Source organism: Rhodococcus sp. NyZ502 (assembly GCF_041464245.1).
Classification (GTDB): domain Bacteria; phylum Actinomycetota; class Actinomycetes; order Mycobacteriales; family Mycobacteriaceae; genus Rhodococcus_F; species Rhodococcus_F qingshengii.
Map to the genome: position 1 here is coordinate 3,296,331 of NZ_CP167155.1, position 20,596 is coordinate 3,316,926.

Sequence of the window (20,596 nt, forward strand, 5' to 3'; positions counted from 1 at the left end):
GCCGCGTCAGTCTCCCCCTTCCGAGAAGACCAAAGCGAAAGTCCACCATATGAATCCGCGTCTGTCTTTGCGATCCCGATATCCGATCACACGCTTCCAGAATCATGGGAAAAGTGGCCCACGTGTGCTGGTAGCTGCGTTTGCACTTTCTGCTCTCGTGCTCAGCGGCTGTTCGAGCAGCGCCACCGGTACCGCCGGCGATACCGGACCTGCCGATCCGAACGCCGAACTCAAGGTCGCGACATCGCACGTGCCCGCCTCGCTCGACCCGTGTGCGGGAAACATCGGATACGACATCGACTACTTACAGTTGATGTATGCACCACTGATCGATGCGGAACCTGCCACCCAGAAGTTGCGGCCCGGAATCGCCAGCGAGTGGGGCTTCTCCGGACCGGACAACCTGACGTTCGAGATGACGTTGCAGAACGGCTTGACCTTCCACGACGGTACAACTCTCGATGCAGCAGCAGTCAAGGCAAGCATGGAACACTGCTTGAGTCTCGGAATCGTTTCCGTCCCGACGATCAAGAGCATCGAAGCAACGTCCCCAGATCACATCACGATCTCGTTGAGTTCACCTACCTCCGGCTTACCAGGGTGGCTCAACGGCAGATTGGGAATGGTGGTCTCCCCCACTGCGCTGGCAGCAGCAGGGGCAGACTTCGCTAACAAGCCTGTAGGCGCAGGGCCGTACACATTCACCAGCGCAGTCCCGAACAGTTCATACACATTCAGTCGATTCGACGACTACAAACCGGCGGGTCCACCCAGCCCTCAGCTCGCCAAGATCCAGATCCAGGTGATCTCCAATCCCACAGCGCTGACAAATGCCCTGACATCGAACGCTGCGGATTTTGCATACGGGCTCACACCGTCGAGTGCTCCGATCCTCGAACGCAACCCCAACCTGAACGTCAGTCACGATCCGAGACTCGGAGTTGCGCTCGTCGTGATCAACAACAAGAACCCCGTGGTCAACGATGTCCGCGTTCGTCTGGCGATGCAATACGCGCTCGACCGCAAGGCAATTGCGCGAGCCGCACTGGACAGCACGGAAGGAACTGCGGCGTTCGGTCAATATCCTCCCGGTTCGCAGTTCTACGACGAGGAAACCGAAGATGCATGGCCGTACGACCCGGAGAAGGCCAAATCGCTGCTAGCGGAGGCTGGGTATCCGAACGGGGTCACCGTGCGCGGATTAGCAGGCAATCTACCGCCGTACTCGACCAACGCGGTCCTTGTCGGAGAACAATGGGAGAAGGTCGGCATCAAGGTCGACTTCGTCGAAATGACTGGACCTCAGGCGATTACGGAGTTCGTCGCACACAACAGCGCGGACGTCTTCAGCGTGGGATGGCCCACGCGAGCATCCGCACCGCTCAATTTCGAAGCCTCGCTGGGTTCGCGGTCGTACTTCCGGCAGAATTCCGTCCCCAACGAGGATTTGGAGAAGTTGATCGCACTGTTGAACAACACGTATGACGAAACCGCTCAGCTCGACATCGTCAAACAGATCAATCAAGTCGTGATCAAGTCCGCTGAGTACGTACCGTTGTACTTCACTCCCGACGTGGTCGCCTACACCAAGAACGTCCACGGGGCCGTTCCTGCACTGAACGGCTCCCCCAATCTGACGTACCTCTCGAAGTCATGACGACGACCGTTGTATCGCAAGAGAATTCGTTGGCCCCCGAGCCTGAGAGCGTTCCGACCCGAAACCCTCACCGATCGCCGGTGAATCCTTACATACGGATGATCGGCGTCCGGTTCGCACAGATAATTCCTACCGCGATTATCGCTAGTTTCATAACCTTTGCCCTTATCCGGATAATCCCCGGTGGACCAGCCGAGGCACTTCTCGGTCCGAACGGCAGCGATGAAGCGATCGCGGCACTCAACGAGCGCCTCGGATTGAATCAACCTCTGCTGGTCCAGTACTGGAACTGGGTGGTGTCGGCTCTGCACGGAGATCTGGGAACGTCGCTACAGAACAGCGCCCCCGTCGGCCCACAGATCCTTGCGCGCCTGCCGGCGAGCGCCGAGCTCGTTGTACTCGCACTGTTACTGTCCGCCGTCGTCGCTATACCGCTCGGTGTGTGGACCGCGACGCGGCAGGGACGACGCAGCGATGGTCTGACCCGCACGGTTTCGGGGATCGGACTCGCGGTACCGGACTTCTTCCTCGCTATCGTGCTGGTCGATGTCTTCGCCCTCGGTTTGGGAGTTCTACCGGTGCTCGGCTGGGTTCCTCTCGAGAACAGTGTGATCGACAACCTGAGCCATTTGGTCCTACCAGCAACGGCGCTCGCTGCCGGCGCAGCATCGATTGCGGTTCGGCAGACCAGGGCTGCGATGATCGAGACACTGTCAAGTGACTACGTACGAACTGCGCGTGCGATGGGTATCGACGAGCGGAAGATCGTGTGGCGCTACGCGCTACGAAACATCGTTCCCACGATTGTCACTGTCTATGGATTGCTCGCCGTGGCGATGCTGGGTGCGACGGTCATTCTCGAGCAGATCTTCGTGCTGCCGGGCCTCGGGAGCGCTCTCGTCATTGCGATCGACACGCGAGATTATCCGATGCTTCAAGGCATTGTGTTGCTGTTCGTCGTGATCGTGCTTCTCGTGAACATCCTGGTCGACGTCGTCAACAACATGATCAGCCCACAATTGAGGAAGGGAACGATCTCGTGAGCCAACTCGCGCTGACCACCGCAGGCGAGACCCGCTCCAAGTGGGCTCTCCCTCGACTGCACCCCGGATTATGGCTCAGCTACTGCTTTCTCGGAACGCTGATAGCGGCGTCCGTCTTGGCCTCGTTCGTGGCTCCGCACAGTCCGACCGATCAGAACCTGACCAACACGTTCGCCGGTCCGAGTGCACAGCACCTGCTTGGCACTGACGGCTTCGGTCGTGACGTGCTCAGTCGATTGATCTGGGGAGGACGCTCCGCCTTCTTCGGCGTCGCGATCGCTGTCGCCGTCAGTCTGCTGTTGGGAATTCCGTGGGGGTTGATCGCCGGATATTGGCCACGCTGGATCGGCGCGTCACTCCTCCGGGTGGCGGACGCATTGCTGGCATTCCCAGGTTTGGTTCTCGCAGTGGCTATTACCGGTGTTCTGGGGCCGAGCCTGATCACGTCGATGTCAGCGCTCGGAGTCGTCTATGCACCCACAATTGCAAGAATTCTGGCTGCCGGGGTCAGCGAAACGAGGAACCGAGACTTCGTTCTGAGCGCGCGACTCTCAGGATGCCCGCCGCACGTAGTGCTGCTGCGTCATCTTCTTCCGCACGCAATCGGGCCGGTTGTCGTTCAGGTGACCGTGCTCACCGGCCTGACTTTTCTCGCGCAGGCGGCACTCTCATTCCTGGGGTTGGGAATACAGCCCCCCACTCCGAGTTGGGGCGGTGACCTATCCGATGCGTACCTGCACATCTTGAGTGCACCACAACAGATTCTCCCCTCCGGCATTCTGATTTCATTGGTCGTCCTGGCCGTCTACCGAGTGGGTGATGCCGTCCGGGACCGCATGTATGTCAGAGGGAGATAGCCGGCGTAGAACAACCATCCGACTCGACTGTTCGAAGACCACACCACCAGCATGAAGGACTATCGATGACCTCGATCGCACCAGAAACCGCGCGCCGCGTCTTCCGTGGAGCCGAACCGATACACGGCATGATCTACTTCACCCCTTTCGGCGCGGAAGCATATGCCGCACTGGGCTTTACACACCCTCGAATGGGCTACTTCGCTTCGCGGTCTGCGCCCATGGGCGCAGTAGCGGCTGAAGTCACCATCGCTACGTTCTTCAACTTCAACCCCGAACTGGTACACGCGGTGCTGCCGGAAGCCTGGACAATCGCCACCCCCGAACAGATCCTCACCGCTCGACTCGACGCTGTCGACCGTTCGCTGCGCAAGGCCTGGGGAGAACATGTCGACGGCACCGAAGTTCGCGAAGCTGCCGAACTCGCACGTCGAGCCGCGGAACGCGCCTGCAACAGACCACAAGGGCGACCCCTGTTCGGTGGGCACGCATCATTGCCGTGGCCTGAGGAGCCTCATCTCGTGTTGTGGCATGCCCAATCCTTGCTCCGGGAGTTTCGCGGAGATTCTCATGTCGCACTTCTTCACGCCGAGGGACTCAACGGTGTCGAAGCGTTGGTAGTCCACGCCGCAACCGGTGATGTTCCTGCTGCTGCTCTGCAAATGAGCCGGGCATGGGACAACGATCAGTGGGCGGAAGGCGTCGAAGGTGTGCGGGCGCGTGGATGGCTCGAAGACGGCCCCGAGCTTCACCTGAACGAGGTGGGTCGCGATCGCCGGAAGCGGGTTGAGCATCAGACCGATGTGCTGGGGTCGTACCCGTACGAGGCGATCGGAGAGACCGGATGCAGTCGACTGATCGAAATCTCGGAACGTCTCTCCGGTGAAGTGATCGATGCAGATCTCGGATTTCCGGCAGCACTGGCAGCACGTCGCCGATTGCGTGCGTGACAGCAGGTCGTGAGTGTCGAACGTGGCTGGTGGTGATACGACGAGGGTGTCACCACCAGCCCCTTCACACAATTATCGCCGAAGTCGGCTGCGCCCCCAATCTGCACAGTGAGAAGGCATCCGGATGAGACTGCCGTTGTGCCGAATTCTCCCGCGGGATGGGTCAAGATGGCTAGATGTGGAAACAGGCACTCGGGTTTGCTTTGTTCGGTGCGACCGTTGCCATCGTCACGGCGGCGCTGACACAGGGATCGGCACAGGCGTCCGCCACGATCACCCTCTTTTCGGGTGGCACCACAATCTCGGGCTTCGCGGGTGAATCGCAATGGACCTGGCCCATCGATGCTGCGGTGATCGGCGCCCTTCTGGGCGCGCTGACCGGGTTCGTGCTCCGCCTCGCGGGCGTGCGAATCTCCGGAAGCCAAGACAATCGACTGGTTCGAACTGTGGTGGCAGGCATCGCAGGCGTCACGCTTGGGCTGACGCCCCTGTTGGTCTTGATCGGAATGGCATTCACCGGGTCGGTTGATATGGGATGGTCCCCGCTCCTGGTCTATGCCGTCAGCGGTCTCCTGGCGTATGGCATTTCGGTCGCCGCCGTGTTCGGAGTCCTTCGCGCTGCCGGGGATCGACTTACTGTTCGCACGACGCGAGCGGTGGCGGCGATGCTTCCGGTCGGGGCGTTGGCGGCGACGACTGTAGGTGTCGGTACTGCGTGGAGGCTGGGCTTTTCCACCACCACTCCCACCTGGATCGCGGTCGTACTGCTGGTCGTTCTCGTATTGGCCATGACGTTCGTTGCGGCCCGGGCGTGGGCTCTACGGATTCAGCCTCGTGACTTACCAGAAGTCGCATAGGCAGTGGGACGATTGATTCGGACGGGTGCATTGAGATGAGGGGCGAACGAATCTTCGCGGGACTCGTCGTCGGCCTCCTACTGGGACTGTTCGGCTACCTGCCATTGGTACTCCTGTGGCAACACTTCGCCGATGTCCCGCAGCCGCAGCTGTATCCGAACCGTTCGTTCACGTCGTTCGGCCCCAACCCGCCACCGCTCACCTACTGGATAAGTTGGGCGGCGCCTGCCGCCGTGTTCGTCATTCTCGGACTTATGACTATTCCCAGCCGCACCGGCAGGCAATTCGCGTTGCCATTGGTGCTCGCGTTCCTTTCTGTGGCAGCAATGGTGGCGTGGTTCTGGATCTCGATGGAACTGTTCTTCAGCCCCGACTGATCACTCACTCGGCTGCGTATCGCGAACCCCACTGCGCGCACGCGCAATGGCGCCCTTGTTGCGCAATGCGATCCCCTGATGCACCGCAGCAAGTACCAATGCCAGCACTGCAGCAGGGAGGCTCCCCACCATCGACAGCAGAGAAGGCATATCAGAGCTGAAAGCTGCAAAGAAACCCAATACTGCAGCGCAAAGCATTGTCGCCGAGACGATCCAGGAAACTAATGGTCGTGGGATCACGGCTGGAATAACGCACAGAGCCACCGGCAACGCCAGCACCAAGAAGAGCTCCCGCCCGAAATAGTCGTGAATCGAGCGGTAACAATCGGCAGAACTGAGCGGGCCGAGGCCTATTTCGCAATCGGTGATCTCGTACAGCGGCCACTGTGCCGTCGCGGATCCCAGAATCCCGGTGGCGACCGCCAATACAACCCACGCGATCCGAATCCCAATCATACGAAGAGATCATGCCAGTAGGCGAAATTGCGCTCCGGAGCAGAAAGCGACTACAACTCGAAAGGGGCGGAGGTTACCTCTCTCGGTAGGACCGACCTCCTCGCGAGCGGCACAACATGTCCGACGTGCTCAACTCACGGGCTGGGTATCGAGCTTGATCGGAGCATCTGCCATCGTCGACAACTATTGGGAGACAGCACCTCTCTTGAGTGCGGGTATCGCAGTCGCTGTACTCGGAGTAGTTAACGGCTTACCGAGTTTGATTGTCACCCTGATGCACAATCGACGGCCGCAACAGGGTTGAAGTTTTCGATTATGTTTTGCGGAAGGGTGCTTGCATGGCAACACAACCGCATGGCCAGCCATAACCCCGGCGTGGAAAGTATTCACGGCGATCGGTTTTGCAGGTGTTGTCGGCGCTGCCGTGACGTACTTCCGAGACGGGTGCACTTTGGCGATCATTGGCGGGATGGTCATCCTCGCGATTGGTCTGCCGCTTACTGTCTGGTCCATCCTGCGAATGCTGCGTGAGAATCGAGGACATCGCCTTCATTGGTGGAGAACACCGCCGGTCAATCCGAGGAACGTCGACCTGTCTCGTGCTGTCGGCATTCCCACTACAATTTTCGGTGCACTGACCATCTGGCTGAATACAGCAGGTTCGGCGCCGTGGTGGTTGGCAGCAATCTTTACCGCCATTCTGATCGCGCTCTTCGGAGTAACCGTTGCCGTTCACAATATTCGCCTCAGTCAGCGAACCTGAGCTAGCCTTCAGCGCATGCCGGTTTCCGCGAGTGTCCGTGCGCGCCTTCGCTCCCACTTGCATCCAGATGACGAGATCCGGTACGTATTTCCAGCAGACGTTCTGATGAGCGCGAAACCGACGAAGAATATGTTGCAGTCGTGAACGCTGCCGACGCGGAGATCACGTCAGGACTTCCCCCGAGATCCGTTGCCGAACCTGTGAGGCGCTATTGAAACGCAGTTGCCACTCGTACAGAACCTTCGGTCAAGCTCACAAGATTGAATCAGTTGACATGCTTTTAACCTGCAGTCACATAGCCCCTTATGGATAATCGTCACAGGAGCCTGAGATAGATTGGACTGGGGCTACACGGTCTAGTCCGCGTCCGCTTCTGCCCCGACCAATATCGCGGTCTATTGCCTCAACCGGGAAAATGAGAACAACGGGAAAATGAGAATAATAGGAACAAACCTCGTGCCCTAGTGCGACCGTCAACGCACGCAGCGCTCAGAGCTCCATCTGACAACTTCGTCAAAATCGGACGGATCCACCACAACCAACGAAAGCAAAGATATGAAAATCAAGTTCGCCGCTGTATCTGTCGGAGCGCTTTCCTTGATGCTATCCGCGTGTGGTGTCGCATCAGACATCTCAGACGCACCCCCTTCCCCCACATCCACATCCACATCCACATCCGAGACTCCACCACTCACAACCACGACAGTCCCGCTGCCAACAACGACGACACTGCTGGAGACCACCCTCGAAACACCCACGCCGGCAACAATCATCGGTTGTCAATCCGGGTACAACCCGATCGAGACGACCTGGTCGGACGGCACCGTAACCGGGTACTCCGACTATTGTCAGACGGTTCGCGATGCGTTTCTCCAAAACGAGATTGTCCCAGATTCAGGGCCGACCGAGTTCGTCTGCGAATCTGGCCACGCGTGCGGGATCACCGAGGCCGACGGCGTCGTGTGCGACGAAAGTGGTTGCAGATCCACTTGGACCGAGTGAAGCACGAGGTTCCGCTCCGGATGAGCCATCACAACGAGTTCCCACTTCCAACACTTGCCCCACCTCGGGGTGTTCTGACTGCCTCATTTAGATAGAAGGATACGAAAGGTTTGGCTATCAGCTAGACGCTCAGTCGATGATCGCGGCAACCACCCGTCTACGCCTCACAGCGTGCCCATCATGCCCAGGACAATGGAATCGGTTCAACCGTTGGATCACCCAGTGCATAGCTCAAACACATGAGTTTTCCTACCAATGTTGTTAAGCGCTTAGACCCCAAGTTGGCCTGAAGGTTCCCGGACGACGACTCAAGCTGATTTGTGCGTTTGTCAACGTGTCTTGAACGTCGCCGCAGGACTTCCCCGAGATCCGTTGCCGAACCTTTGAAGGCACAAACAAAAAGGCAGTTTCTCATTTCTGAGAAACTGCCTTTTTGATCTAACTTCGGTCGGGCTGACAGGATTTGAACCTGCGACCACTTGACCCCCAGTCAAGTGCGCTACCAAGCTGCGCCACAGCCCGTCCCACGCCCTTGTTTCGGGCGCTTGGAAAGATTACATCAGGGACGGGCCGAAGTACCAATCGGCTGGTCAGAGCCGTTTCAGTACCGAATTGGACGCAGAATCAGCGGCCCTTGCGGTCACGCTTCTCGCGCACTCGGACGGATACGCGGATCGGGCTGCCGTCGAAGTTGAACTCTTCACGCAGACGCCGCTCGATGAAGCGGCGGTAGCCGGCCTCGAGGAAGCCCGTGGTGAAGAGAACGAATGTCGGCGGGCGTGTGCTTGCCTGAGTCGCGAACATGATGCGAGGCAGGCGGCCACCACGCATCGGCGGCGGTGTGGCCGCCACAACTTCCTTGAGCCAGGTGTTCAGGCGACCCGTGGGGATGCGCTTGTCCCAGGACTCGAGAGCCGTGTCGAGCGCCGGCACGAGCTTCGCCACGGCGCGACCGGTGTGGGCGGAGATGTTGACTCGCTGAGCCCACGGAACGCGGACCAGATCGCGGTCCACTTCCTTGTCCAGCATGAGTCGACGGTCCTCGTCCACGAGGTCCCACTTGTTGAATGCGATCACCAATGCACGACCCGTGTCGGCCACCATGCTCAGAACACGGAGGTCCTGCTCGGTGATCGGCTCGTGTGCGTCGATGAGCAGGATCGCGACCTCAGCGGCCTCGATTGCACTCTTCGTACGCAGCGACGCATAGAACTCCGCGCCGCTGGCATGGCTGACGCGCTTGCGCAGACCAGCTGTGTCGACGAAACGCCAAGGGCGCCCGCCGAGTTCGACGATGGAGTCGACCGGGTCGACGGTGGTGCCGGCAACGTTGTGCACGACGGACCGCTCATCACCGGACAGCTTGTTGAGCAAGCTGGACTTGCCGACGTTCGGCTTTCCGACGAGAGCAACACGACGCGGACCGCCGCCGGGGATACCTTCACGCGGAGTTTCCGGAAGCTTCTCGAGAACCTCGTCGAGCAGGTCGCCGGTACCGCGTCCGTGCGTCGCACTCACGGAGTACGGCTGACCGAGGCCCAAGGACCACAGTGCTGCAACCTCGGACTCGGTGCGTCCGTCGTCCACCTTGTTGGCAACGAGGATGACCGGAGTCTTCGAGCGGCGAAGCACTCGAGCGACAGCTTCGTCCGTCGTCGTAGCGCCGACAACGGCGTCGACGACCAGGAGAATGGCGTCAGCCGTTCCCATGGCCAATTCGGCCTGGCGGGCAACGGCCTGCTGAAGGCCCTTTGCGTCGGGTTCCCATCCGCCGGTGTCCTGGACGAGGAAGCGTCGTCCGGCCCAGTTCGCCTCGTAGGAGACGCGGTCACGGGTAACGCCGGGGATGTCTTCGACTACCGCTTCACGACGGCCGATGATGCGGTTGACGAGCGTCGACTTGCCGACGTTCGGTCGACCGACAACAGCCAAGGTCGGGACGGCAATGTGCGCTTCGCCTTCGCCGTCCGCTTCGAGATCGGCGTAATCCCACTCCGATTCCTCGGACCAAGTTCCGTCACCGGCATATTCGGTTACCAGATCGTCGCTCACTGCACTGCTCCAGTTCTGTCGCTGACCACCAACAGCAACTTGGCGATCACATCTTCAATTCCCAATTCGCTCGTATCCACCAGAATGGAGTCGTCGGCAGGGCGCAACGGCGACACTGCCCGAGTCGAATCGAGATGGTCACGGCGCTGCACATCAGCCAGCACCGCTTCGTAATTGTCTTCACGGCCTTGGCCGATGTTCTGCGTATTGCGCCGTGCCGCACGGGTTTCCGCCGATGCGGTCAAGAAGATCTTGACGTCTGCATCGGGGAGTACGACGGTTCCGATGTCGCGACCTTCCACGACGATCCGGTCTGCGCTTGCCGCCAACTCACGCTGAGTGGCGACCAGCAGGTCGCGAACTTCGGGTACGGCCGACACTGCGGAGACAGCCTTGGTTACCGCGTCGCCGCGGATCTCCTCGCTGACGTCCGCGCCGTCGAGATGCACCTGCTCGCTGCTCGGATCGGTACCGATGGACCACGGCAACGCCGCAACGGCGGCCGTGATCGCGGCGGAATCCGCCAGATCGATTCCCTGACGCAGCACGTGCAGGGTCGCGATCCGGTAGATGGCTCCGGTGTCGAGGTAGCGAGCACCCAAACGCTGCGCCAACGCGCGAGAGACGCTGGACTTGCCGGTTCCGGACGGTCCGTCCATAGCGACTACCAGCGGCATGGACGAATCGGTCACAGGCCGACCGCCTCGTACAGTCCACCGACCTCGCTACGTCCGAGGACGCGCTGCGTTCCCGGACGCTGATCGCCGAGGGCGACAACTCCGACGTTGGTGCGAACCAGACGGACAACGGGGTGACCGACGGCATCGAGGAGGCGACGCACGATGTGCTTACGACCCTCGTGCAGAACCAGCTTGACGAGCGTCTTGCCCTCGTTGATCTCGAGCACGGTGAACGCGTCCACCTTGGCCGGACCGTCGTCGAGGGTGACACCGTCGCGCAACTGCTTGCCGGTGCTGCGCTCGACAACGCCGTGAACCGTGGCGAGGTACGTCTTCGGAACCTCGAACGACGGGTGCATCAGGCGGTGAGCCAGATCGCCGTCGTTGGTGAAGAGGAGCAAGCCTTCGGTGTCGGCGTCGAGGCGGCCGACGTGGAAGAGTCGCTGACCCGCCTGAACGCGCTCGGAGACGATGTCGCCGACGCACGGACGACCGAGATCGTCGGACATGGTGCACTGCCAGCCACGCGGCTTGTTCATCGCGAGGTAGACGAGGTCCTTCTGCACGACGACGCGGACGCCGTCGACACGAACCACTGCGTTCTCGGGGTCGACACGCAGACCCTGTTCGACCACGATGCGGCCGTCGACCTCGACGCGACCCTGGTCGATCAGCTCTTCAGCTGCACGGCGTGATGCGACGCCGGCCTGAGCCAGCACCTTCTGCAAGCGGACGCCGTCGCCCTTCGGCGGGCCGTCGTGCTTGGTGATCTCGGCATGCTGGTGACGCGCCGGCTTGGCGTTGGAGACCAACGGATTCTGAGAGACGACACGCTGCGGCTTCTCGGTCTTCGGCTTGCCACGCTTGTTGGTCGCCGGCGGTGTGGGAGCTGCCGGGCGCTTGCGCGGAGGTCCGTCGAACTTGGATCCACGAGGTGCGTTCGACCATGCGCCGCCACGAGGAGCGTCGGGGCGTGCGCCGCGCTGATCGTCACTACGACGGTCAGCGCCGCCACGCGGTGCGCGACGGGCGTCGACGTGGGGGGTACGGCGGTCATCGCTGCGGGGTCCGCGGCGATCGTCCGTGCGCGGGCCGCGCCGATCGTCGTTGTAGCCACTACGACGGTCGTCCGTACGTGCGGGGCGACGGTCGTCGCTGCGCGGCGGGCGACGGTCATCACTGCGCGGCGGGCGACGGTCATCACTGCGCGGCGGGCGACGGTCATCGTTGAATCCACCGCGACGGTCGTCCGTGCGGGGACGGTCGGATCCGGCGTTGCGGTCGTATCCGGAGGTACTGCGGGAAGTGTTGCTGCGTCCACCACGGGGCGCTTCGCTACGTGCGCCGCGGGGGGCGTCGCTGCGACCACCACGAGGTGCATCGCTGCGTGCGCCGCGGTTGTCGCGGGAGTTGTTACGGTCCGGTGTGCCATCTCGGCGAGCGGGATTGTTCACTTTTTTCCTGTCAGTTTTCTACTGTTTCCCGAGCGTGGTCGGGTCTTTCTCGGTGCTGACGAGCGCCGGAATTCCGGTCAGTCGTCGACTTCGGTGTCCACTACGTCAGCGGGCACGTCTGCCTTGTTCATTCTCGCAAATCGCGGATCGGATTCCAGGCTTTCGCTGATGTCGTCGATGAGATCGACATCAGGCAAGAGCGGGGCCAACTCCGGGAGCTCGCTGAGCGAGGCCAGGCCGAGCCGTTCGAGGAACAGTTCGGTCGTGGAGTACCGTGTCGCGTTGGTGTCCGGGTCAGGCCCGGCTTCCGCGATCAGTCCGCGGGCAAGGAGGGTGCGTACCACCCCGTCCACGTTGACGCCTCGTACCGCACTGATCCGCGCACGAGTCAACGGTTGACGGTATGCGACTACGGCCAAAGTTTCCAATGCCGCCCTGGTCAATTTGGTGCGTGCGCCGTCCAATAGCAGCTTTTCCACGTACGGGGCAAACTCTTGTCGCGTGTACAGACGCCATCCGTCGCCCGCGTAGCGAAGGTCCATTCCGCTGCCGCGAGCGGTCAATGCGGCCGACATCGACGTCAGGCGTTCTTCGACTCGTTCCGGCGCGGTTCCGGTGACAGATGCGAGTTGGTTCACTTCGGCCGGCGAATCCACGACAAGCAGAAGCGACTCCAGCACTGCGTCGAGTTGATCGTCGTCGAGTTCGAAATCGGGGGCGGAATCTTCGGACTCCGAGGCGTGTTCGGTAGGCTCGATCATCTCGTCTAGCTGCGAAGACTCTGGTTCCGTCGGCTCGGCGTTCATCCGTAGTCCTCCTCTGTGACCGGCGCGGCCGGGTCGTCTCCGGTCCAACTCACCATCAGCGGTCCGAGTGCTTCGGGTTGCTCGAACACAATGACCTGCCGGCGATACAACTCGAGCAACGCGAGAAATCTTGCGACTATCTCGACGGTGATCTCACACTCGGCAACGAGGTCCCCGAAGGGTGTCCACTCCCCTATGCCTCGCTCGCGCAGCAACTCGAGAATTCGCTCGGCCTGCTCGGGTATCGAGATATTGGACACATGGAGGTGATCGAGGCCCACCGTCGGCACCGGACGTGGTGTGAACACAGTCGCCGCGATCTCCGCAAAACGCTGAGGGTCGACGCCCAACAACACCTCGGGCAGGAGTTCGGTGAACTGATCCTCGACGGCAACCGAGCGCGGATAGCGCCGCAGCGCTGCTTCCTCCAACTCACCGAACAGCGCCGCAACTTGTTTGTACGCCCGGTACTGCAGCAGTCGCGCGAAGAGAAGGTCGCGGGCTTCGAGAAGCGCCAGATCCTCCGCGTCCTCGACCTGCCCGGCGGGCAACAGCCTGGCCGCTTTCAGGTCCAGAAGCGTAGCTGCGACGACCAGAAACTCTGTTGTCTGATCGAGGCCCATCGCACTGCCAAGTTCCTTGGTGTATGCGATGAAATCGTCAGTGACGGTGTGCAGGGCGACTTCGGTGACATCGAGCTGTCGTTGATTGATCAGGTTCAACAGCAGATCGAACGGGCCTTCGAAGTTCCGGAGAGTGACTCGGAAACCGGCAGCCTTGGCTGCGGTCTGAGCGTCGGTCGGCACGTTCGGGTCGATCGAATCCGGCTCGACTTCGACCGAATCTTCTTGCGATGCAATCAGTTCCACTAACGACCAGACCGGTGAATGACCTCGCGGGCCAATGCTCGATATGCCTCGGCCCCAGCCGATTTCGGCGCCCACGTCGTGATCGGCTCACCGGCGACGCTGGTTTCGGGGAATCGGACGGTGCGGTTGATCACCGTGTCGTAGACGACGTCGCCGAACACCTCGACGACTCGCGCCATCACCTCACGAGCGTGCAGAGTCCGGGCGTCGAACATCGTGACGACGATACCGGCCAACTCGAGCTTGGGATTGAGACGATCGTGCACCTTTTCGACGGTGTCGTTGAGGAGTGCCAGGCCGCGCAGGCTGAAGTACTCGCATTCCATCGGAATGATGACCGAATCGGCGCAGGCCAGTGCATTCACCGTGAGCAGGCCAAGCGACGGCTGGCAGTCGATGAGCACGTAGTCGTACCGATCGAGAACAGGGCGCAACACGCGTCCCAAGGTCTGCTCACGTCCGACCTCGGTGACCAATTGGATCTCGGCGGCCGAAAGGTCGATGTTGCTGGGCAGCAGGTCGAGGCCGTCGACCCGAGTTCGCATCAACACATCGTCGATGGACACACGCGGTTCGACCAGAAGGTTATGGACGGTCAGTTCCAGGTCGTGATGCTGGACGCCCAGTCCAGCAGACAACGCGCCTTGGGGATCGAGATCCACCAGGAGCACTCGGCGACCGTATTCGGCCAACGACGCACCCAGGTTGATGGTCGACGTCGTCTTGCCGACGCCGCCCTTCTGGTTGCACATCGCGATGATCATCGCGGGTCCGTGGTGCGCCAACGGTGTCGGTTGGGGTACCTCGCGGACCGGCCGGCCCGTCGGACCGAGTTCTTCCGCGGAAACGGTGAGGGTTTCCGCAGGTGGAGAGGCTACTGGCGTCGTATCTATTTCGAACATCGCCTCTGGTTCGGAGGGTACAGCTGGTGCTGATTCGTTCACGCGCTCGAAGAGTTGGGCATTGACATGCGGCGGCGCGGACTCCGCCGCTGGTGGCTGCGATGTCGACACGGTCCGATGCTCCCCTACTCTTTCGGCGGTTGCTCTCGGCGCCGGCAAACCCCCGAAACTGCGGTGGAGGCCGCTCGCGCTCCTTGAACGCTACCGCTTACATCACCGAATGGTCTCGCAGACACGCATGAGCCAACCAACCCCTAACGGGCACGCGGGTGTGCCTGAGCCCACACTTCGCGCAACGCGGTGACGGTGACCAGTGTGTAGATCTGCGTCGTGGTTACCGAAGCGTGACCGAGAAGTTCCTGCACGACGCGTACGTCCGCGCCGCCGTCGAGCAGGTGTGTGGCAAACGAGTGCCTGAGCGTATGGGGTGAGACGTCCGCCTTGATCCCGGCGGACGCGGCCGCGTCCTGAAGAATCTGCCATGCACTCTGACGCGAGAGGCGTCCACCGCGAGCGTTGAGAAAGAGGGCAGGAACACCGCGCGTCGCCAGGCTGGGGCGCCCGCGGACGAGATACGCGTCGACGGCGGCGATCGCCGGCCTGCCGACGGGGACGATCCGCTGCTTGCCGCCCTTGCCCTTGAGCAGCACGGAACGAGTTTCGGTATCGATGTCGTCGACGTCCAGATCGATCGCCTCGGTGATTCGCGCTCCGGTCGAGTACAGGAGCTCGAGCAGAGCGCGATCCCGCAGGTCGCGGGGCCCGTCACCGGCCGCACCGCCACCCGAAGCGTCGAGCAGGGCGATCACGTCGTCGAGAGGCAGGGCCTTGGGCAGCTTGCGTCCGGGCGTCGGCGGCTTGACCGTTCGGGCCACGTCGACGCTGACCAGACCTTCGGCGGCGGAAAACTTGTGGAATCCGCGAACCGCGATCAGGGTGCGTGCTGCCGAACTGGCCGCCAATGGTACGACGCCGGAATCTTTGTCACCCAGGCGCAGATGTGTCACGAATTCGGTGACGTCGTTCTCCGTCACGCCCGCGACGTCGTCGATGCCGCGTCCGTGCAGGTACTCCGCGTACCGATTCAGGTCGCGGCGATAGGAAAGTAGAGTATTGCGCGCAGATCCTCGCTCGACCGCTAGATGGTCGAGATACGAGTCCACCTGTCGGGCAAGCACTTCAGGCTCGCGACTTGCGTTCTCCGAATGCGCGAGGACGATCGGGCCACGGTGCGTCGGCGGGGCGTAGCGGCTTTCCCGTCGCGCGTGCGGTGGCGATCGCGAGAATGCCTGATACCGCTGTGGCATTGACGATGTCGCCGCGTAGCGCCATGTCGACGGCGTCGGCGAGCGGAACCCGCGAAATCTCGAGATCGGCTTCTTCGTGTTCGGGATCGTCGCGCTCCACCTCGTGCAACCCCTCGGCGAGGAAGACGCGAACCGCCTCGTCCGTGAACCCGGGTGAGAGAGCGACATCGACCAGCACCGACCACCGATCGGCGCCGAGTCCGGTTTCTTCGCCCAGCTCGCGCGCTGCCGCCTCGACCGGGCTCTCCCCCGCAGCGTCGAGCAGACCGGCAGGGATTTCCCACAACCGGTGCCCGAGCGGGTGACGGTACTGGTGAATCAGCACCAGGTTGTCGTGCTCGTCCAGTGCCACGACGGCAACGGCGCCGTGGTGTTCGACGACTTCCCGATCGGCACGCTGACCACCAGGCATCGCAACGGTGTCGACGCGCAACGCGATGATCGCGCCGGTGTAGACCGTCTTGGAGCCGAGGGTGTCGAATTCGTGCCGACCGGGATCGCTCATGTGTGGCTAGACCTTTTCCACGTTCTCGACTGCAGCGTCGAGCGCCGTCTCGGTGGCGGCGGTGTCGATCTTCTCGTCACCGTGGACGTCGACGGGCAGGCGCTCTTCGAGCTTGTACGTCAACGCTGCTTCGACGAAGGCGGCGAACAGCGGATGCGGGCGTGTCGGGCGGCTCTTGAGCTCCGGGTGTGCCTGGGTGGCAACGAAGAACGGATGCTGCTCACGCGGGTACTCGACGAACTCGACCAGGTGGCCGTCCGGTGAGGTTCCGCTGAACTGCAAGCCGGACTTGGCAATCCGGTCGCGGTAGGTGTTGTTGACCTCGTAACGGTGACGGTGACGCTCGGAGACGTCCTCGGTTCCGTAGGCCTGAGCGACGACGGAACCCTTGGTCAGCACGGCCGGGTAAGCACCCAGACGCATGGTGCCACCGAGGTCGGCGTCACCGGCGATGACGTCTTCCTGATCAGCCATCGTCGAGATGACCGGATGCTTGGTGTCCGGCTCGAACTCGGCCGAGTTGGCATCGTCGAGGCCGACGCTACGAGCAGCTTCGATGACGACGCACTGCAGACCCAGGCACAGACCCAGCAGCGGCAGCTTGCGCGAACGTGCGAAACGGATCGCGCCGAGCTTGCCTTCGATGCCGCGGATGCCGAAGCCGCCGGGGATCAGAACACCGTCGACGTCACCGAGAGCGGCCTGCGCTCCGGCTTCGGTCTCACAGGCGTCCGACGGGACCCAGGAGATCTCGACCTTGGACCGGTTCGCGAATCCACCGGCGCGCAGTGCCTCGGTGACGGATAGGTATGCGTCGGGCAGGTCGACATACTTGCCGACCAACGCGACCCGCACGGTCTCACGCGGCTGGTGAACACGATCGAGGAGGTTGCCCCACACGGTCCAGTCGACGTCGCGGAACGGGAGACCGAGCTGGCGAACGACGTAGGCGTCGAGGCCCTCACGGTGCAGAACCTTCGGGATGTCGTAGATCGAGGGAGCGTCGGGCGTCGAGATGCAGGCGTCGACGTCCACGTCGCACATCAGGGCGATCTTGTTCTTGAGGCCCTGCGGAACGTCACGATCGCAACGAAGGATCAGCGCGTCGGGCTGAATGCCGATGCTGCGCAACGACGCAACCGAGTGCTGCGTGGGCTTGGTCTTGAGCTCTCCGGAGGGGCCGAGGTACGGCACGAGGGAGACGTGTAGGAAGAAGACGTTGTCGCGGCCGACGTCGTGGCGGACCTGGCGAGCGGCTTCGAGGAAGGGCTGCGATTCGATGTCGCCGACTGTTCCACCGATTTCGGTGATCACGACGTCCGGGCGGTGTCCCTGCAGATCCGGACCGCTCATCTCGAGGATGCGACGCTTGATCTCGTCGGTGATGTGCGGGATGACCTGAACGGTGTCGCCGAGGTACTCGCCGCGGCGTTCCTTGGCGATGACCGTCGAGTAGACCTGGCCGGTGGTGACGTTCGCCTGGCCGGAGAGGTCACGGTCGAGGAACCGCTCGTAGTGTCCGACGTCGAGGTCGGTCTCGGCACCGTCTTCGGTGACGAAGACCTCGCCGTGCTGGAAGGGGTTCATGGTGCCCGGATCCACATTGAGATAGGGATCGAGCTTCTGCATGGTCACGCGCATTCCCCGCGCGGTCAACAACTGTCCCAGGCTCGAGGCGGTCAAACCTTTGCCGAGCGAGGAAGCTACACCTCCGCTGACGAAGATGTGCTTGGTGGCGGTACGCGTGTTAGTGCGTGACTGTGGCAAAGGGGCTCCCGTGACGACTGTGCAGGGCTTGGTCTGATGAAGCATGCTGGGGCCTGCCGACCCACGGGATTTCACGGTAACACCTATCGGGGGTCGGTGCCTACAACGCGCCGACTTTCCGCCCCCGATGTGACCGGCGTATCAATACCGGGGTGTTCAGTTGGTGGGTGCGCCGACGGTGACCGCCGCCGCTCCCGGTCCCGTGCCGTAGCGGCCGGCGCCGCCGTTCAACTGTTCCTGCAGCGCCAACGGCGTGGTGATCTTGCCCGACTCCCGATCGATGTTGTCGATGGTCGTCAAGCCCGCTGAGAGCGCCGCGTCCGCACGAGCGACGGCAACCGGACCACTGCCCTCGGCCGAGCCAGGCCGGCCCGCGAGAATCGTTCCTGCGCCGCGTCCGTCGAGAGCACCGGCGAACCGGGCGATGACGGCGCCGCGGTTACCGGTGGCTGCGTCGGATTCACTCTTGTTGTCGCCGGTGAGAACCACCGCGAGTTGAGCCGGCTTGACCGCTCCGTCGTCGTAGCTGATGAAACCGGCGCTACGCAGCGAGTCGAGCGCGAGATTCATCTCGTCCGGAGTGCTCTGCGGCTCGCTGTTCTGCCCGTTGAGAAGCAGAACCGAACCGAGCAGATCACCCGCGAGACTGCCCTGATCGACCGCACCGGTCTTGAGTGTGATGCCCGCAGGGATGACATTGGTGACGACGGTCCGCAAGCGGTCACCACCGGTGGCGTCGACAAACGAATCGGTGAGCGAGACGCGTCCGGTCACGGCACCGCCGGCGGCAGTGACGAGTCGGTTGACACCGTCGAGATCACTGGGATCCGCGTCCGGTGCCGTGATGACGACGACGGTGCGACCAGCGAGACTGTCACGCACGACGCGACCGCCGACAGCGGCATCGAAGCCGTCCGCGGAATTAAGTTGCTGCTGAAGCTGATTGGACTGTTGATTGAGGTCTTCGATCTCGTTCTGCAGGTCCGCCTTGTCGTCGCGCAGACCCGAAAGCAATCCACTGGACAGCATTCCGGAACCGAGCACCACGCCGATCGCGAGTGCCAGGAAGATTGCCGCTATGGAAATTGCATGTTGACGCATCGAAATCACTTGAAGAGCCCCTGAACCCACAGCGCGAAGCTGTTCCACGTTGCGATTGCCCAGTCGAGAACTTCACTACCGGCATTGGACACGACCAGGGCGACGATCACTGCCACCAGGGCGGCGAGCACCAGGAGCGCGATCGCGCCGCCGGACACTCGGCTTCGATACAGCGTTGCCACAGCCTTGGCGTCGACCAGTTTCGGTCCCACCTTGAGCCGTGTCATGAACGCCGACGGATTACTTTCACGACGCCCACGGTCGAAGAACTCGTCCAAGGACACCACGTTGCCGACCGTCACGATCAGTGAAGCGCCGTGGTGATCGGCGAGCAGCAACGCAAGGTCGGTCGGTGAGCAGGTCGCCGGGAACGTCATCGCCCCGATGCCGAGATCCTGGATTCGGGAAAGCCCCGCCGCATGACCGTCCTGGTCTGCGGGCAGAACAACTTCCGCGCCGGACTTGAGGGTGGAACTGGTGATCTCCTCCGGGTCGCCCACGATCAGATCGGGGCGGTATCCGGCCTTGCTCAACACGTCCGCACCTGCGCCGACACCGATCAGGATCGGCGAATACTCCTTGATGAAGGGTTTGAGGTTCTTCAGATCGGCCTCGTGTTCGGGTCCGTCGGAGACGACCACGACGTGGCGATCCTTCAAGTCGATGTCGATGTCCGGAACACCGATTCCGTCGATCAGCAAAGGACTTTCGGTGCGGATGAACTCGATGGTGTTACCCGAGAACGCTTCCAGGTGATCGACCAGGCCGGTCTTGGCCTCGATCATCCGATCGGAGATCTCGGCCTCGGTCTGCTCTTCGCCCTTGACGAGGCTCTTCTCGCCGTTGAAGATCTCGCCCTCGTGCAGGCGGATCTTGCTGCCGTCCTTGACGTTCTTGAAGACGTCACCGTCTACGGCATCGATCAGAACGATGTCGTTGGCGACGATCACTTCCGGTCCGAGGTTGGGGTACCGCCCCGAAATCGACGGCGACGCGTTGACCACGGCCATGACTCCGGCTTTCACCAGAGCATCGGCGGTCCGGCGATCGATGTCGACTTCGTCGAGGATCACGATGTCTCCAGGACCGACGCGGCGTAGAAGCTTCGCCGTGTTCCGATCGGCCCTGGCGATGCCACTGATCCCAGGCAAGGATTCGGTGTTACGTGAGAGCAATCCGGGCATCTTCATG

At 61.9% G+C, this 20,596-nt stretch carries 19 protein-coding genes and 1 tRNA gene; 7 read left to right on the forward strand and 13 right to left on the reverse strand.

What is annotated here, in order from left to right; translation table 11 throughout:
- The first annotated feature begins 124 nt into the window (after positions 1-124).
- From ACBG85_RS15265 to ACBG85_RS15290, 6 genes are all read left to right on the forward strand, one after another.
- Positions 125-1,657 carry an ABC transporter substrate-binding protein gene (locus tag ACBG85_RS15265; protein ID WP_058038827.1) on the forward strand — a complete coding sequence of 511 codons (1,533 nt, stop codon included), beginning with the start codon at positions 125-127 and terminating at the stop codon, positions 1,655-1,657.
- Between the two features lie 80 nt (positions 1,658-1,737).
- Positions 1,738-2,700, forward strand: a complete 963-nt coding sequence (locus ACBG85_RS15270) for an ABC transporter permease (protein WP_158510646.1) — start codon at positions 1,738-1,740, stop codon at positions 2,698-2,700.
- Positions 2,697-3,557, forward strand: coding sequence for an ABC transporter permease (locus tag ACBG85_RS15275; protein ID WP_020969703.1), 861 nt, complete (start codon positions 2,697-2,699; stop codon positions 3,555-3,557). Before ACBG85_RS15270 ends, ACBG85_RS15275 begins: the two co-directional genes overlap by 4 nt.
- A gap of 65 nt (positions 3,558-3,622) precedes the next feature.
- Complete coding sequence (locus ACBG85_RS15280) at positions 3,623-4,507, forward strand: hypothetical protein (RefSeq protein ID WP_063316365.1); 885 nt, start codon at positions 3,623-3,625, stop codon at positions 4,505-4,507.
- Positions 4,508-4,683: 176 nt separating this feature from the next.
- Complete coding sequence (locus ACBG85_RS15285) at positions 4,684-5,364, forward strand: hypothetical protein (protein WP_372023920.1); 681 nt, start codon at positions 4,684-4,686, stop codon at positions 5,362-5,364.
- 35 nt (positions 5,365-5,399) lie between these two features.
- Positions 5,400-5,741, forward strand: a complete 342-nt coding sequence (locus ACBG85_RS15290) for a hypothetical protein (protein WP_042451032.1) — start codon at positions 5,400-5,402, stop codon at positions 5,739-5,741.
- On the opposite strand, the gene ACBG85_RS15295 is transcribed toward ACBG85_RS15290, so the two are convergent.
- The gene (locus ACBG85_RS15295; protein ID WP_063316363.1) at positions 5,742-6,197 is read right to left on the reverse strand and encodes a hypothetical protein; all 456 of its coding nucleotides are present in this window, start codon (positions 6,195-6,197) and stop codon (positions 5,742-5,744) included.
- A 334-nt stretch (positions 6,198-6,531) separates the two neighbouring features.
- Between ACBG85_RS15295 and ACBG85_RS15300 the strand changes: the two genes are divergently transcribed.
- Complete coding sequence (locus ACBG85_RS15300) at positions 6,532-6,960, forward strand: hypothetical protein (RefSeq protein WP_372023922.1); 429 nt, start codon at positions 6,532-6,534, stop codon at positions 6,958-6,960.
- 1,450 nt (positions 6,961-8,410) lie between these two features.
- Here the strand turns inward: ACBG85_RS15300 and ACBG85_RS15305 are convergent.
- The 12 genes from ACBG85_RS15305 to steA form a co-directional block, all read right to left on the reverse strand.
- A tRNA-Pro gene (locus tag ACBG85_RS15305) sits at positions 8,411-8,484 on the reverse strand.
- 102 nt (positions 8,485-8,586) lie between these two features.
- Entirely contained in the window at positions 8,587-10,014 is a 1,428-nt protein-coding gene (gene der, locus ACBG85_RS15310; RefSeq protein WP_019748583.1) for a ribosome biogenesis GTPase Der, read from the reverse strand.
- Complete coding sequence (gene cmk / locus ACBG85_RS15315; RefSeq protein WP_182261235.1) at positions 10,011-10,691, reverse strand: (d)CMP kinase; 681 nt, start codon at positions 10,689-10,691, stop codon at positions 10,011-10,013. Before cmk ends, der begins: the two co-directional genes overlap by 4 nt.
- A gap of 11 nt (positions 10,692-10,702) precedes the next feature.
- Positions 10,703-12,148, reverse strand: a complete 1,446-nt coding sequence (locus ACBG85_RS15320) for a pseudouridine synthase (protein ID WP_082893171.1) — start codon at positions 12,146-12,148, stop codon at positions 10,703-10,705.
- A 77-nt stretch (positions 12,149-12,225) separates the two neighbouring features.
- Positions 12,226-12,909: an SMC-Scp complex subunit ScpB gene (gene scpB / locus ACBG85_RS15325; RefSeq protein WP_037127047.1), complete on the reverse strand. Its 684-nt coding sequence runs from the start codon at positions 12,907-12,909 to the stop codon at positions 12,226-12,228.
- A gap of 41 nt (positions 12,910-12,950) precedes the next feature.
- A complete protein-coding gene (locus ACBG85_RS15330; protein ID WP_046379919.1) occupies positions 12,951-13,772 on the reverse strand; it encodes a ScpA family protein in 822 nt (273 codons plus the stop codon).
- Positions 13,773-13,822: 50 nt separating this feature from the next.
- The gene (locus ACBG85_RS15335; RefSeq protein ID WP_372023925.1) at positions 13,823-14,836 is read right to left on the reverse strand and encodes a ParA family protein; all 1,014 of its coding nucleotides are present in this window, start codon (positions 14,834-14,836) and stop codon (positions 13,823-13,825) included.
- 143 nt (positions 14,837-14,979) lie between these two features.
- The gene (xerD, locus tag ACBG85_RS15340) at positions 14,980-15,903 is read right to left on the reverse strand and encodes a site-specific tyrosine recombinase XerD (RefSeq protein WP_007731892.1); all 924 of its coding nucleotides are present in this window, start codon (positions 15,901-15,903) and stop codon (positions 14,980-14,982) included.
- Position 15,904: 1 nt separating this feature from the next.
- Positions 15,905-16,537 carry an NUDIX hydrolase gene (locus ACBG85_RS15345; RefSeq protein ID WP_019748589.1) on the reverse strand — a complete coding sequence of 211 codons (633 nt, stop codon included), beginning with the start codon at positions 16,535-16,537 and terminating at the stop codon, positions 15,905-15,907.
- 6 nt (positions 16,538-16,543) lie between these two features.
- Positions 16,544-18,304, reverse strand: a complete 1,761-nt coding sequence (locus ACBG85_RS15350; protein WP_003946139.1) for a CTP synthase — start codon at positions 18,302-18,304, stop codon at positions 16,544-16,546.
- A 156-nt stretch (positions 18,305-18,460) separates the two neighbouring features.
- Positions 18,461-19,414: a copper transporter gene (locus tag ACBG85_RS15355; protein WP_019748590.1), complete on the reverse strand. Its 954-nt coding sequence runs from the start codon at positions 19,412-19,414 to the stop codon at positions 18,461-18,463.
- Complete coding sequence (gene steA / locus ACBG85_RS15360) at positions 19,411-20,595, reverse strand: putative cytokinetic ring protein SteA (RefSeq protein WP_007731902.1); 1,185 nt, start codon at positions 20,593-20,595, stop codon at positions 19,411-19,413. Before steA ends, ACBG85_RS15355 begins: the two co-directional genes overlap by 4 nt.
- Position 20,596 lies beyond the last annotated feature (1 nt).